The organism is Legionella feeleii, from assembly GCF_001467625.1.
Classification (GTDB): Bacteria; Pseudomonadota; Gammaproteobacteria; order Legionellales; family Legionellaceae; genus Tatlockia; species Tatlockia feeleii.
Genome location: NZ_LNYB01000085.1, coordinates 571,488 through 585,707, shown reverse-complemented (window position 1 = coordinate 585,707; position 14,220 = coordinate 571,488). Strand labels below are relative to the sequence as shown.

The window sequence follows — 14,220 nt, the reverse complement described above, 5'->3', positions numbered from 1 at the left end:
GTAATTTTGGTTAATTGACACTCTTCAAAAGCTCAATTGCGAATTAGCGATAGGGATTAATAACAAGCCCTTTCCAAACCTGCTGTGGCGAGAGAAGTGCGAGGAGACATAGTGCGCAGAATCGGAGTATATACACCTGCATAGGTGGATTCGAGCACCAGACTTCTTCAGAAACCCGAAGGGATCTAATACACTACTCATGAGTAGGGATATGAATCAATTTAATTTGCAGTTATTTTAAGGATTAATATAATGCGCCTGCTAATGATGATATTTTATTTAGTATTAATTTTATTAGGTGTAAGTTTTGCTGCACTGAACGCTTCTTCAGTACAGGTTAATTTTTATTTTAAAGTCCTGACGATGCCCATATCCGTATTAATGACGGTGATGTTGGGCGTTGGAGCCATTCTGGGCTTCTTGCTTTTTCTATGTCGTTATTGGCGTCTTAAGGTTGAATACTTAAAAATAAAGAGCCAGTTGAGGTTGACTGAAAAGGAAATAAAAAACTTACGGGCAATTCCTTTGCAGGATCAACACTAAGATGATTGACCCTGGTCAGCTCTGAATTTATTATCAGTGAGCGAATTTAAATTGCTAATTTACATTAGGTGCTGTTTACATTTTTGTTGAAATTGTTTTCTTCCCTGTTCCACGGAGAGGTACTCATTAACAAATCGGATACATCGTCAATGTGATAGCCCTAATCAAAACTGAACAAGTTGAAGTAATGGAGAGCTTTAATGATTAATTTATGGCCATTATTGTTACCTGCTGCAGCCTGGTCTGGTTGGTGGGTTGCTAGCCGTAATTACTCTGGTAAAGAAAAGCGTTTTGATAACCGACTCTCGCGTGAATACGTAGTGGGACTAAACTACTTATTAAATGAACAGCCTGATAAGGCAGTTGATGTTTTTATCAAACTGCTGGAGGTTGATAGTGAAACAGTAGAGACACATTTGGCGTTGGGAAGTCTCTTTCGCCGTCGTGGCGAAGTAGATCGAGCCATCAGAATACATCAGAATCTGATTGCCAGGCCGCAATTAAGTTTGGTAGAGCGCAAAGAGGCATTAATGGCTTTAGGTCAGGATTACATGAGTGCAGGTGTATTTGACAGAGCTGAGCGTATTTTCTTAGAGGTAGTAGAGTTGGGCGGTAGCCGCGAAACCTCCAGTCTACAGGGCTTACTTGCTATCTATCAGCAAGAAAAAGCGTGGGAAAAAGCGCTGGATGTCATAAAAAAATTAGAGCTTTCGCTGGGCCAGAGTATGCACATGCAGGCTGCCCACTATTATTGTGAAATTGCTAATCAGGCATTAAAGAATAACTCTGTTGATAAAGCACAAAACGCAATTAAGCAAGCTCTCGTTGTTGATAAAATGTCAGCGCGCGCCAGCCTTATGCAGGCATCGCTGGATATGCAAAACGCTCGTTATAAACAGGCTATTCGCTCTTTAAAGCGAGTTCCACAACAAGATCCAGAATTTCTTAGCGAAATCATTGAGCCTTTAGTGATTTGCCACCGCGAACTGGATGCGATGAGTGAATGTGTAGAGTACTTACAACAAACGCTAGTCGAGCATCCCCGTGCATCTACCATTTTCGTTATTGCGGAGTTTTTGCGCCGCGAAAAAAATATGGATGCAGCCATTGATTTTGTATCGGATAAGCTTAGTACTCATCCTTCCATTAGAGGTTTAAACCGGTTAATTTGCTGGCACTTGGAAACTGCGCACGGTAAGGTGCGGGATAAATTACAAATGTTGTATGACATTACAAGTAAATTTTTAGATAACAAGCCTATCTATCGCTGTGGACACTGTGGTTTTGGTGGTAAACATTTGCATTGGCATTGCCCAAGTTGTAAACAGTGGGGTAGAATGAAGCCAGTCCATGGTTTGGAAGGGGATTAGAGGCGGCTGTAAATTTTGGAAAATGCGGTTGAGTCTAATCAGTTCCCTAACTCAATTTGAGAGAATTATGCAATTCATTGATCTTAAAAAACAATATAAATTAATTGAAACAGATGTCCTACGAGGCATCCAAACTGTTTTAGAGCATGGCCAATATATTATGGGACCAGAAATCGCCAAACTCGAACGACAATTGGCGGAGTTTGTAAATGTTAAGCATGCTATCGTTAATTCAAGCGGTACAGATGCCTTGCTGATGGCTTTGTTAGCCTTGGAGCTGGAGCCAGGTGATGAAGTTATCACCAGTCCATTCAGTTTTTTTGCTACAGGTGAAGTGATTGCTCTTGTCGGCGCCAAGCCTGTTTTTGTCGATATCGATCCAACTACGTACAATATTGACGCAACAAAAATCAAAGAGGCTATTACCGACAAAACAAAAGCAATCATGCCAGTGAGTTTATATGGCCAATGTGCTGATATGACGACAATCAATGAGCTTGCAAAGCAATTCGGCTTGCCAGTTATTGAAGATGCCGCCCAAAGTTTTGGAGCTACTTACCAAGGTGCTTACTCCTGTGCCTTATCAACAATTGGATGTACCAGTTTTTTCCCATCTAAACCGCTGGGTGGCTATGGTGATTCTGGAGCCTGTTTTACAGATGATGATATTCTTGCCGAACGATTAATAGAAATCCGTAATCATGGGCAAAATACAAGATACTGCCATAAACGAATTGGTATTAATGGCCGGATGGATACCATACAGGCAGCTATCCTGATTGAAAAAATGAAATTATTCCCTGATGAAATTGCCATGCGTCAACGGGTTGCACAACGTTATGAGCAATTGCTTGCTGATGTTGTTAAAACACCCTCTGTTATGGAAGGCAACACCAGTGTTTATGCTCAATATACTATCGAAGTTCCGCACCGCGATGATTTTCAGAAGCAAATGCAGGCTTTAGGTATTCCTACCGCAGTGCATTATCCGGTTGCCATGCATCAACAGCAGGCTCTCAGCGCCTTGGGCTACAAAGTTGGTGATTTTCCCCATGCTGAAAAAGCAAGTAAACATGTAGTCAGTTTGCCAATGCACCCGTACTTAAGCATGGAAGACCAGCAAAAAATTGCTCATGCAGTTAAAAATTGTCTGGTAAGTGAGCTGGCAGGGGTATAATGGCTTTGAAATTGATTGTAGCGCTGGATTTTTCAAATCGACAAGATGCGTTTGCCCTGGTTGAGCAATTAGAGCCGAGCCAATGCGCACTCAAAGTTGGTAGTGAAATGTTTACTCTTTTTGGTCCTGATTTTGTCCGTGATTTGGTAAAAAAGGGGTTTAAAATTTTTCTGGATTTGAAGTTCCATGATATTCCCAATACTGTAGCGCGGGCTTGTCAAGCTTGTGCTGAGCTTGGAGTCTGGATGATTAATGTTCATGCTTCAGGTGGTTTGGCAATGATGCAGACAGCAGTAAAGGCTTTAGAACCTTATGGTGATAATCGTCCCTTACTGATCGCGGTGACTATTTTAACCAGCATGGCTACAGAGAATTTACCAGAGGTTGGTATAGAGCCCTCTGTTGATACTCAGGTCAAACGCTTGGCTAAACTGGCTTTGCAAGCGGGGCTTGACGGCGTTGTTTGTTCTGCCTTTGAAGTTCCGATGATTAAAAATACCTGTGGCCAATCTTTTTTGACCATCACGCCAGGTATTCGCTTGCCAGGAGATAAACTGAATGATCAATCGCGCGTGATGACGCCGGTGCAAGCGGTCGAAAATGGCAGTGATTTTTTGGTGCTTGGTCGTTCAATTACTACGGCACCTAAGCCGGCTAACGTAGTGCATGAACTGCTTGCGACAATCCCTTTGTGCGATTAGTAGTGTAATACGCGAATTAGGTGAGATCTCCAGCACCTAACCTGCCGCGACTTGTTCTTGAGAGATTGACAAAAATTAAATAAGAAAATACGGTTGCTTTCGAATCCGTTCGGCTTATGGCACTCCTCAGGCCGAACGGAGACACTGACTTCTATTATTGTCCAAATTTTTGTGAAGGATCTCTGGGACTTGTTCGCTGCATCCAAAAGATGGTCAAATTAAAGCTGATCTACGGTGAGAGAACTATGTCAGATGTATTAAACCATTATTACCTGCAAAATATGGGGATAGACCGTTGGGTGGCGCGTCAAACAAGTCCTTCCTGCCAAGAGCAATTAGCTGAGTTGGCAAAAGAAGTTGCCGCCTGCCTACGTTGCCCTTTACATAAAACCCGTAGTAAAACCGTATTTTCGCGTGGTAATGCCAATGCAAAATTAATGATCATTGGAGAAGCCCCTGGGTTTTATGAGGATAAGCAAGGACTACCTTTTGTAGGTAAGGCTGGCAGTTTGCTAAATCAGATGTTGCACAGTATTGGTATGAAGGAGGAGGATATTTATATAGCCAATGTCTTAAAATGCAGGCCTCCTGATAATCGAGATCCCGCTGCGGAGGAAATTATTCAATGCAGTATCTATCTTGCCCAGCAGATTGATTTTATTAAGCCCGGATTGATTCTGGCATTGGGCCGTTTCGCCGGCCAATTTCTAGCAAATGAAGCATTACCACTTAATCGGTTACGTCACCAGGTACACCACTATAAAGATACGCCTTTTTTGGTGAGTTATCATCCGGCTTATTTATTACGAAATCCAATAGATAAGAAAAAGGCTTATGCTGACTTGAGAGTCGTGAAACATTTTTTAATGGAACATTGTGCATAAGCGCCATGGCTTGACTTTAATTGAATTATTAATAAGCATGGCACTCATTGTATTCTTGTGTTTCCTCTGTATACCTTCGGGTGCCATGCTTTACCAAAGAAACCAATTGCAGACTAGAGAAAAAGAGATTATTACTGCATTGTATTATGCAAGGAATACTGCTCTTTTACTGGGAGTCAGACTTGCCTTGACTCCTTTACCTGACTCAAACGATTGGTCGCAGGGAATGATTCTTTTTGTTGATAATAAAAATCACCAATTCCATACAGGGTGTGAACTATTACAACAATGGCATTGGCCCCAATCCAGTATCACACTTGGTTGGCACGGGTTTCATTCAAAAAATTACCTCTTATTCAGTTCTGAATTAAAACGTATGGTTACTAGTGGGCACTTTATTCTCCAAAATCGACAATCTAAACCGATAAAACTGGTCGTGAATCGATTCGGACGCGTCAAAATTTATAATTGATTGCAGCTTATTTTGCCGTAATAAAAGTGAATTGATATACCATCTTTCCATAACATACTGTTTCCAAAAAAATAATTTCTTGTCTAACATCACGTAGTCTACTTCAGGGTAGATCAATAATTAATCACTATGGTTTTTATTTTCTTAATACTTACTTAATCTTAATCAGCTATAGTAACAATAGTTTAAAATTGTTTAATTAAAAGGCATTGAACTCGGATTTTGGTAAAAGGCTTGGAGCATAAAAAAGTTTGCCAGACTGTGCGGGAGTTTTTTATGAATAAAGCAGAGTTAAGAGCTAAGCTGCATGAACTGATTATCACTATTGATAATTTGAAGAGCAATTATGACGCCTGTCAGAAAGCAGGTGTTCCTGCAAATCTTACAGAAATAGTTAAGATTGAAGAAGTAATTGCTCTAAAAGAAAAATTTCAGCGCCTTTTAAGAGAGAATCCTACAGATTCAGTAGCTACAGTCTCTGCTGCGTTAGAGCGTGAACTACTGGACGATGAAGAAAGACTAGTTGGTTCAAAAGAAAGTACCTACAAAAAATTTATCGCTGCGCTTAAGGAGCAAGCAAAGGCCCCCACCTGTCCGGAACCCTGGAAAAAAGATAATCAATTAAACCATGCCCAAGCTCAATTTGATGAGTTTGCAAAGAATGGTTGGTTTAACAATGGCTATAATACGATTTTACAAAACATAGAAGATGACCCTACCGATGAAGAAGCAAGTGAAGAATTTGCAAAAATATTTCTGAACTATATCAAAGCTAGAAGCAAGGTATTAGCAAGAGTAGATCAAATTAAAGAAGCTTATCAACCCATTCTCGAATATAGAAAGCTGGTTGACAATCAGAAGAGAAAAGATCTTGATCAAATTAATGAGTTGCTTCATGGCTTAAAGCATGAACATGGTGTTGATATTGAAAATACACCGCCTTATGCAGGCCTGATGAAAGAAGCAAGTACTGCAGTTGGAGCATTAGCGAGTTTATTAACTGTTCCAACCGGTAGTGATTTAGTTGTGACATACAAAAAATTTGCTCTTCCAAAAACAGCATGTAACGAAGAATTAGCTAAATTATCACAAGTAAAAGAACAGCTTGGGATCTTAGTTGAAGCCAAGGTTAGTGAAAAGAATAGAGAGCAAGAGCTTGATTCACTGAGAGTTAAGAGACCCGCTCGCAAGTTTCAAACGGTTGATGATGGCCTTCGAATTATTAGGGAAAATCATAAAAAATATTTGGAAGAGAATATGTTGACCCAACTTGACAGTTTGTCAAAGGGTAAAATCAAGGGTGAAAAAGTTAAGCAGATTAAAACTTATGCTGAAGCTTTAGTTGGGTACGGGCAAAAGAAAACAACACAAGATTATCTGACTGGTGCAATTGCACAATTATCTACCCTTGCCAAGCTCGGCGGTGGTGCTTTAGCGGCTCTGCTCGGTGTCGGTGTCGGCGGGGCAACATTTTTGACTTCAAAAAGCGGTTTCCTTACCGGGATGATCAATCCTTTTGCCGGTGTGCAAAACGTACTGACTGGTGCAGCAAGCGCTGGACTGGGTGCTGGGGTTGGCCTTATTACGTATAACCTTTGGAAAAAATCTTATCAAGGTGAGGCAGCGCCTGATTTTGAGACCTTCCAGGCAGAAATGCGGAAGGCTGGTCTCGGTGAAAAATATGATGCTTTGGCAGGTAATATCGTCAAATTATTTCATTTACGTGAAGGCTTGCTGCTTGGTTTGGAGAATAGTCTTACTCACACCAGCATGCGAGAAGAGTTTGCAAAAACGCTACCTGAAGGTTCCAAAATTGATGATGAAGCCTTAAATACAGCTATCGAAGTTTATTTTCTACAACAACTGAATGATGTGTTTAATGAAGCTTTTAAAGACATTTATAAGATTAAAGAAGAAGAGATACAGCAAGAACTGAACCAATACAAAATAGTTACCTGGTTCAAGAGTTGTTTTGAGGATCCTGCAAAGAGGCAAGAGTTTACCCAGCAGTTACAAATTGAATTCATGACTCAAAGTATGCTCTTTTTACAACATCAAATGAATGAGCCTGGTTTCTTAGCTGCTTATCCAGCGTTTACAGCCACAGTGGGTGGTTTAATTGCTGCTACGGTTGTTTTAGGTGTCGCTGCGGCGGTTGTCGGTGGTCCTATTACTTTAGGTATTTTAAGTATTGCCTTGGTTGCTGCTGCTGTGACTGCCGTTGCAAGTTATTTCGCAGTAACTAAAATTGACAGTTTGCACTATAAGCGTGATGCAAAAAACCGTCAGGCCATTGAAGAAACTATTGATATAGTTGAGCACGAAATAGAACGATTGGAACAAGTCATCCAAAAAGTAAAAGAAACGACCAAAGAAGATGTTGCTGAATTAGGGAATTATCAAGCTGAGACTTTTCTGGATTCTGTGAAAGCAATTGTAGGAAACTTGCCTGGTCTAGCAGCAAAGCCTAATTATGCTGCGGTCGGCTCAAGTGACTCTTGGTTCAGAGAACAAGCGTCTCGCTACCGTCACTCCAAACAAAGCGAAATTGATTTGGCAGAGAATCATCGTCGAATCATTGCTAAAGCCATGGATCAGACCGAGTTAATGCAAGATAGTTTGCTTGGTAGTGGAGATGAGCTAAGAGGTTTTATTAGTGATACAACTGCTTATTTAAATGATGAGAAAAATCAGGGTTTTATCAAAAAATTTGAATTGAACGCAAAAATCAGACAACAAGTTCTGGAAATTGTTGCCATTGTTCCTGTGTCAATGGGAGCATTACCCCCCTATTTGGTTGATTTCTATACCGGGCAATTGGGTGGTTCTGTACAAGACTTGGAACTTGCCAGAAAGTTAGCTCCTGTCGTTAAGAAGGATCTTAGACAAAATGATAAGAACCATCCCCTTACAGTAGTATTAAAAGCTGCTTATGATTTTAATTCAGAATTGATTGCTAAAGATAATCCACACATCTTAACCGGTGATGCAACCTATCGAGCTATTCTTGGTTTAAAGGTAGATAGTGAGGAAGATCGGATTGAAAACAAAATCAATGGTGGGAATGTTCAAGAGTATTTAGATAGTTCTTATGAATTCCTGTTATCGCTTTTAAAGCATGATGAAAAAGCAACCCTCGAGACGCCTTATCAGTTGAGCGAAGCATTTATCGTCTACAGGACTTTATTAATCAAGCAATTGGCAAGTTTAGCTGATCCCAATAACCAGCATGTTAAAAAGGGAGTACGCTCAGCTGTGGAAAAATTTGTGAAAGAAAAACTACATCTCGATCCACAAGTGGTCTTTAATAATGCGTTAAACCAAGCTCTATTTGTTGATGCCAGTGGTGATAAACAAATGATAAACCCGGGTAATGTAGCTTGTTCTGTAACTGCTGTTACCGATGTGTCGAAAGCTATTTTGACCGATTTGGCCTATGATTCTATTCAGGCTTATAATCCTCGTACTACTCTTACTCCAAGTCTGCTTATTAGAGACGAAGCGGAAGAGTTTTTAACGAGGACTGCTAATCGTGGAGCGATGTTTGCCTATGCGAATGCTGAGGAGGTACTGCGTGCGCAAGGAACGAGGGAGTTCGCAAAAGAAATAGAGGAGACTATTGCCAGAACCCGAGAGTTTATTGATGAAATAGCGGAAAAAGGCACTTTGGTAGAGTCTGGTGCTCGAGATATCTATATTCGTGGAGTGCTTGATCACATTACGAAGATACAAGGGCAAATAGCTATAGCGATTAGTAGTGGAAAGGGTTCTAAAGACGCGCTCGAAACCGCAAAAGCCGACTTAAAAGCTTTCGTAAGCGAGTTGAATAATCCTCAACAAGCTCAAAAAGTAGAGAAAACACCAGTGGTTGCTGTTTCAGCTGCTAAAAGAGAGGAGTCTGATTCTTTAGACGACTTTATAAAAGATGTTCAAAAACTTATTAACGATTTAAGGGGACAGGTTCGAAACTTGTCAAGAGAAAGAGTAAGTGGTCTCTTTGATCAAGCAGCATTAAATGCTGTGAAAGGTAAGATTCACGCGGCTGTACTTCTTGAAAATGGCTTAAAAGCAGCACAAAATGGTCGTCTTGATACGAGTTTCTTAGCTACCGAGGCTTATACAGGCCATGTAGTAGGAGACCTTGAAGGGGTAATCAGTAGAAATTTGGGAAATATGGGATATAAAAATCTGCAAGCGATGTTTGATGATTTAGCTACAGCCCCTGTAAAAGAACCTTAATTTTAACCGTAGTAATTTAAATCCTGGCCGGCGGTTTTATACCGCCGTTTTTCTTGCTAAACAAGCTATTACGTTCTTCCTTATCATTAATGTTATAATGCATGAAGTAGCTATGCTGAACCCATTTATTGATTTTAAGAATGTTAATAAAATCTGATAATTTATTAAATACCCTAACTAGGCCCCCTGCAGAGATAGAGCGCTGGCTTAAACACCAATTGTCGTTGACTGCTAAACTTAAAAGCGATGCCGGTGACGCGCGCCTTGAAGTACTTAAGCAACATTGGGTGAGGCCAAATTGGTGGGACAAATATACGTTGGGCTTACAAGCCAGCCTGGTCATGCATCGAGATATTCTCATGTCAGCAAAGCAAAATCCTTGTTGGTTTGCGCGTACTATCGTACCCGAATTATCTTATCAAACGGTGCCTGCATTTTTTGCGCGCTTAAAAGATGAATCATTAGGCGACCTTATTTTCAGTGAAACAGAGGTACGTCGAGAGCAAATGATCCACTACGCGATTACTCAACAATCTCTGGAGTATTATTGGTTATTACCTTATCTTGGTAACCAAAAGACAGCGCTTTGGTCGCGTTTATCCGTTTTTACCATCGCTGAAAAATCGCCTTTTTATCTTTTGGAAGTGTTATTACCAGATTTATTAAGGAGCATTACTTGAAGGGGAAAAGCTATCTAAGATTAATGCGTTTTCATAAGCCAGTGGGTATTTTGTTGTTATGGTTGCCTACCGCTTGGGCGTTATGGATAGCTAATCAGGGCCATCCTTCATTAGAACTGATTCTTTTGTTTTTATGCGGCACGGTGCTAATGCGGGCAGCTGGGTGTGTTATTAATGACATTGCTGATCGCCACATCGATTTGCATGTTGAACGTACACAAAGGAGGCCTCTGACCTCTGGTGAAGTCAGTTTGATAGAGGCCTTTGTACTGTTATTTATTTTATTGTTTGCCGCACTAATGATACTGTTGCAACTGCCAAAGCAGTGCTTTTATTATGCTTTATTTGCTGTTTTTATTGCGTTTTTATACCCATTTTGTAAACGTTTTATTCAAGGACCGCAATTAGTATTGGGAGTCGCTTTTTCTATGGGGATTCCGATGGCTTATGCTGCATCAGGAAAAGTGCCTGATAGCATGATGTTTTATTTATTAATTATTAATTTTATGTGGATTGTTGCCTATGACAGCCAGTATGCGATGGTTGATCGTGAAGATGATTTGCGTATAGGAGTAAAATCAACTGCTATTTTGTTTGCTGATTACGATCGCATTATTATTGGCATTTTGCAGATAGTGTTTCATGGTTTGTGGTTATTTTTAGCTATCAGATTAAATAATTTCTGGCCCTTTTTTTATTGTTGGTTGCTTGCTGCTTTTTTGTTGGGTTACCAACAGAAATTAATTGCCCAACGCCAGCCTGCTCAATGCCTGCAGGCTTTTTCCTCCAATAATTGGTATGGCACCCTGATGTGGTTGGCTATTATTTTGAATTATCTCTGGTAGGAATTGATAATTTTTTTGCGCGTAAGCGTGTTTACCGGATGTGTATATTTCGTCGTTTGTGAGCCTTGGCGAAGCAATCCTGAACTGTGTTGCATTGAAGGATTGCTTTACTCTATGTTCGCAATGACGACGTTTCTTTTATCTGGTTCCCAAGAATGATAGCCTCGTGAACAATTACAACTTACAAGATAAATACTACTCGTGCCGGGTATGCGGCATCGAACTTTCATTTAACAGAACATCCAAGAGGCTACTGGCACCGATACGAAACCATGATTTGTTTAAATCACGGGCAAGTACATGGCTAGCCAGTGCCATGTAAGTGAAGGCTTGCTCAGGCTGTTTTATACCTCCGGAGACTTTTAAACCGCAGGACGCTTTACTCTCTTTAATTGCCTTTAACATAGCAAAAGCAGCAGAAGGAGTTGCCCCCTGAGCAATTTTACCGGTTGAGGTTTTCAGGAAATCACAACCATTATTAATGATCTCAGTACTGAGAGCATAGATAAAATCCATTGAAGGTAACGCACCTGTTTCCAAAATGACTTTAAAAAGAATATTTTCTTGTTGGCATAGTTGGTAGACTTGCTGGCACTGGGTTAAGGCAGAAGAGTTTTTTTTTGCCAAATAATCCTGGTATGGAAATACATAATCAATTTCATCGACTTTGGTGTTAATGATCGTTTTTTCGATTGCTGCTAAAACCTCTTTGTGGGGTTGATTTCCTGTGGGAAAGTTGGCTACGGTGGCTAATTTAACTGTCGTTATATGGCGGATTATTTCAAGTTGTTCTGGCAAGACACAAACTGCGGCAACTTGATGTAAATTCGCTTTTTTACCCAGAGAGTAAAGTTCTTCATAGCCAGCCGTTTCATCCAGGAGAGTTAAATCAATGAGAGGAATAACCTCTGAATTGGCAATAGGTTCCTGACGCAAGATTTCATTTAACTCATCTAGCGTCAGTAAAAATTCTGCTTCAAGACTCACGCCAGCTCCGCAATAAACTGTTTCACAAGTCTATTTAATTTTTCTGCTGCTTTAGAAGCCATTAACACAACTGCTTCATGGCTATGGCTTGTGCGGGAGAGGCCGGTGGCATAATTGGTAATGGTTGCAATGACGGCTACTTTCATACCACAATGATTGGCAACTAATACTTCAGGCACAGTCGACATGCCCACCGCATCAGCTCCCATAATTCGAAAAGCCCTAATTTCAGCAGCGGTTTCATAATTTGGGCCTAAGACGGAAAGATAAACGCCCTGGTTTAAAGCAATATTTTCTTTATGGGCAATTTGTAACAACTTATCACGCATACCTTGATCATAGGCGTTATCAAGAGGGAAAAAACGAGGACCGAATTCATCGTCATTAGGTCCAACCAAAGGATTTCCAGGTTGCATGTTGATATGATCAGTAATCAGCATCAGTTCACCAGGTCCGACGTCTTCACGTAGAGATCCTGATGCATTGGTTGCCATAAAATGGCTGCAACCAAGTAAGCGTAAGGTGCGTACATAAGTTTTAACAGTATCGTGATGATCACCTTCATAGCTATGGGCACGTCCCTGCAAACAAACAACACCAATACCAGATAAGTACCCCACTACCAAATTCCCGCCATGCCCATGCACAGTTATTTTGGGGAATCCAGGTAATTCGTCATAACTGATTGTTACAGCATCATCTAATTGCTCAGCGAAGCTACCTAAGCCTGAGCCCAGCACGATGCCTATCGTTGGTTTAAAGCTAGGTACTTGTTGTTTAATTTTTTCTGCCGCTAAATGGGCTGAAGTAAGGTTTGATTTCGTCATATTTGTTCCAGATTAAGGCTTAAATTTGAAGGCTTCAGGCAATAATTCCCCGATGGTCATTGATTTTATTACTGTTTCACTATTGCACAGATGAATCAAGGCATCGGGAGTTGAAAACTCAGCTATCCGCTGGCGGCATGCTCCGCATGGTGGACAAAGGGTATTTTGATTATTTAGTACAACGACTGATTTGATTTTCTGTTTACCGGCAGTCACCATTTGACAAATGGCTGATGATTCAGCACAAATGGATAGCCCATAAGAAGCATTTTCAACATTAACACCAGAGAAAAACTGATCATCCTCACTGCATAAGCAAGAAGCCACTTTAAAATTGGAGTAGGGCGCATAAGCCCGACCCAAGACTTGCTTTGCGTGCTCAATCATCGATTTTGTTAGCTCGCTCATGTATTAATTACTCCTGAAACAGCCTGCAAACTATACTCATTATCCTCTGATCTGACAAGTCGTGAGCTTATTATTGCGATTATAAGTGATCTATTCTTAATTTGTTTGTTATATTTTGGGCTGTGCAATTAAAATCAGGACATTCGGATTAATATTTATCTAATATGTATTCGTATTGGTATTGGCGCTGCTTTCAATCATTGCTTAAAAGAGACAGCAAGCGTTTGGGTTTTTAGAGACATCCATAGACTTGCTTTGACTGGCAGAGGCCTCCACAGGAGGCTTAGTTGCTAAAATAGGGGGAAAGTGCGCGACTTCGTCAGATGGACGTGGCTGCACTTGAGGTGACTGTTCACTTAGGAGATTGAATGGGTTTATCATTTTGATATAACTTATATCTATCCCATCAGAGGCATGTTTACGGTAGATATAATCTGTCAGAAAATAAATTGCTAATGCTCCCAGGCCGACACCAGCAATAGAGGAATAAGTCAGTATTAAAACAGTCTCTGCCGGGAAAATAATAGCAAGGGTTGTATCTAATGCGGTAAGAAAAGATAAGGCCGTCGTAGTGATTGCATAGCGCAAATAGGCCGTTTGTAGGCTGACAGAATAATCTTTGTCAGAAATAGATAAACTCTGTTTTTTATGATACTCACTAATACACCAGATACTGTTACTAGAAGCAAAAAGCCAGGTAGCCGGGATAATGGCTAAAGGCATGCTGAGCGCTGCTATGCAACTGATTATTGCTGCTATACCCAGGATAACAGCAATGATGTGTTGGTTTTTAAATTCAGTAAATCCATACCAGGATTGGGCTTTACGTGGACAGTCTGGATATAGTCGGCTAGCGAGAAACCAGAGACAATAGGCAATGGCATATAAAAAAAGTGAAGCAAGATTTGACAGGGTTGCCAACACAATAAAAGGGGTATGGTGTAGTTTTGATACCGCAAATCCCGCAAAGAAAAAGGCAGTGCTGGCTTTATTAAGTTTTTCGGCATGGCTCACTGCTAGGCCCCTCTATCTATTCTTTGAGAATTTGATACAAAAATTCTTTAAGCTGTTTATTTCAGAACTGATT

General features: G+C 40.6%; 13 protein-coding genes. 9 read left to right on the top strand and 4 right to left on the bottom strand.

Features of this window, described 5'->3' with window-relative positions; translation table 11 throughout:
* Positions 1–252 precede the first annotated feature (252 nt).
* From Lfee_RS14980 to ubiA, 9 genes are all read left to right on the top strand, one after another.
* The gene (locus tag Lfee_RS14980; protein WP_058447782.1) at positions 253–543 is read left to right on the top strand and encodes a lipopolysaccharide assembly protein LapA domain-containing protein; all 291 of its coding nucleotides are present in this window, start codon (positions 253–255) and stop codon (positions 541–543) included.
* A 200-nt stretch (positions 544–743) separates the two neighbouring features.
* On the top strand, positions 744–1,913 hold the full coding sequence (lapB, locus tag Lfee_RS14975) for a lipopolysaccharide assembly protein LapB (RefSeq protein ID WP_058447781.1): 1,170 nt from the start codon (positions 744–746) through the stop codon (positions 1,911–1,913).
* Positions 1,914–1,980: 67 nt separating this feature from the next.
* Complete coding sequence (locus Lfee_RS14970; protein WP_058448051.1) at positions 1,981–3,090, top strand: DegT/DnrJ/EryC1/StrS family aminotransferase; 1,110 nt, start codon at positions 1,981–1,983, stop codon at positions 3,088–3,090.
* Positions 3,090–3,791: an orotidine-5'-phosphate decarboxylase gene (gene pyrF, locus Lfee_RS14965; RefSeq protein WP_058447780.1), complete on the top strand. Its 702-nt coding sequence runs from the start codon at positions 3,090–3,092 to the stop codon at positions 3,789–3,791. Before Lfee_RS14970 ends, pyrF begins: the two co-directional genes overlap by 1 nt.
* Positions 3,792–4,036: 245 nt before the next feature.
* Positions 4,037–4,675, top strand: coding sequence for a uracil-DNA glycosylase (locus tag Lfee_RS14960; protein WP_058448050.1), 639 nt, complete (start codon positions 4,037–4,039; stop codon positions 4,673–4,675).
* A complete protein-coding gene (locus Lfee_RS14955; protein ID WP_058447779.1) occupies positions 4,668–5,147 on the top strand; it encodes a GspH/FimT family pseudopilin in 480 nt (159 codons plus the stop codon). Before Lfee_RS14960 ends, Lfee_RS14955 begins: the two co-directional genes overlap by 8 nt.
* Positions 5,148–5,423: 276 nt before the next feature.
* Positions 5,424–9,386, top strand: a complete 3,963-nt coding sequence (locus Lfee_RS14950; RefSeq protein ID WP_058447778.1) for a hypothetical protein — start codon at positions 5,424–5,426, stop codon at positions 9,384–9,386.
* A 140-nt stretch (positions 9,387–9,526) separates the two neighbouring features.
* A complete protein-coding gene (locus tag Lfee_RS14945; protein ID WP_058447777.1) occupies positions 9,527–10,066 on the top strand; it encodes a chorismate--pyruvate lyase family protein in 540 nt (179 codons plus the stop codon).
* Positions 10,063–10,911 (top strand): 4-hydroxybenzoate octaprenyltransferase, encoded by an 849-nt coding sequence (gene ubiA, locus Lfee_RS14940; protein ID WP_082646668.1) that lies wholly within the window; start codon positions 10,063–10,065, stop codon positions 10,909–10,911. The genes Lfee_RS14945 and ubiA overlap by 4 nt, the downstream gene beginning before the upstream one ends.
* 195 nt (positions 10,912–11,106) lie before the next feature.
* Here ubiA and deoC read toward each other — a convergent pair whose 3' ends face one another.
* The 4 genes from deoC to Lfee_RS14920 form a co-directional block, all read right to left on the bottom strand.
* A complete protein-coding gene (gene deoC / locus Lfee_RS14935) occupies positions 11,107–11,898 on the bottom strand; it encodes a deoxyribose-phosphate aldolase (RefSeq protein ID WP_058447776.1) in 792 nt (263 codons plus the stop codon).
* A complete protein-coding gene (locus Lfee_RS14930) occupies positions 11,895–12,725 on the bottom strand; it encodes a purine-nucleoside phosphorylase (protein WP_058447775.1) in 831 nt (276 codons plus the stop codon). Before Lfee_RS14930 ends, deoC begins: the two co-directional genes overlap by 4 nt.
* Before the next feature lie 12 nt (positions 12,726–12,737).
* A complete protein-coding gene (gene cdd, locus Lfee_RS14925; RefSeq protein ID WP_058447774.1) occupies positions 12,738–13,133 on the bottom strand; it encodes a cytidine deaminase in 396 nt (131 codons plus the stop codon).
* A gap of 204 nt (positions 13,134–13,337) precedes the next feature.
* Positions 13,338–14,147 (bottom strand): hypothetical protein, encoded by an 810-nt coding sequence (locus tag Lfee_RS14920; RefSeq protein WP_058447773.1) that lies wholly within the window; start codon positions 14,145–14,147, stop codon positions 13,338–13,340.
* Positions 14,148–14,220: the final 73 nt, after the last annotated feature.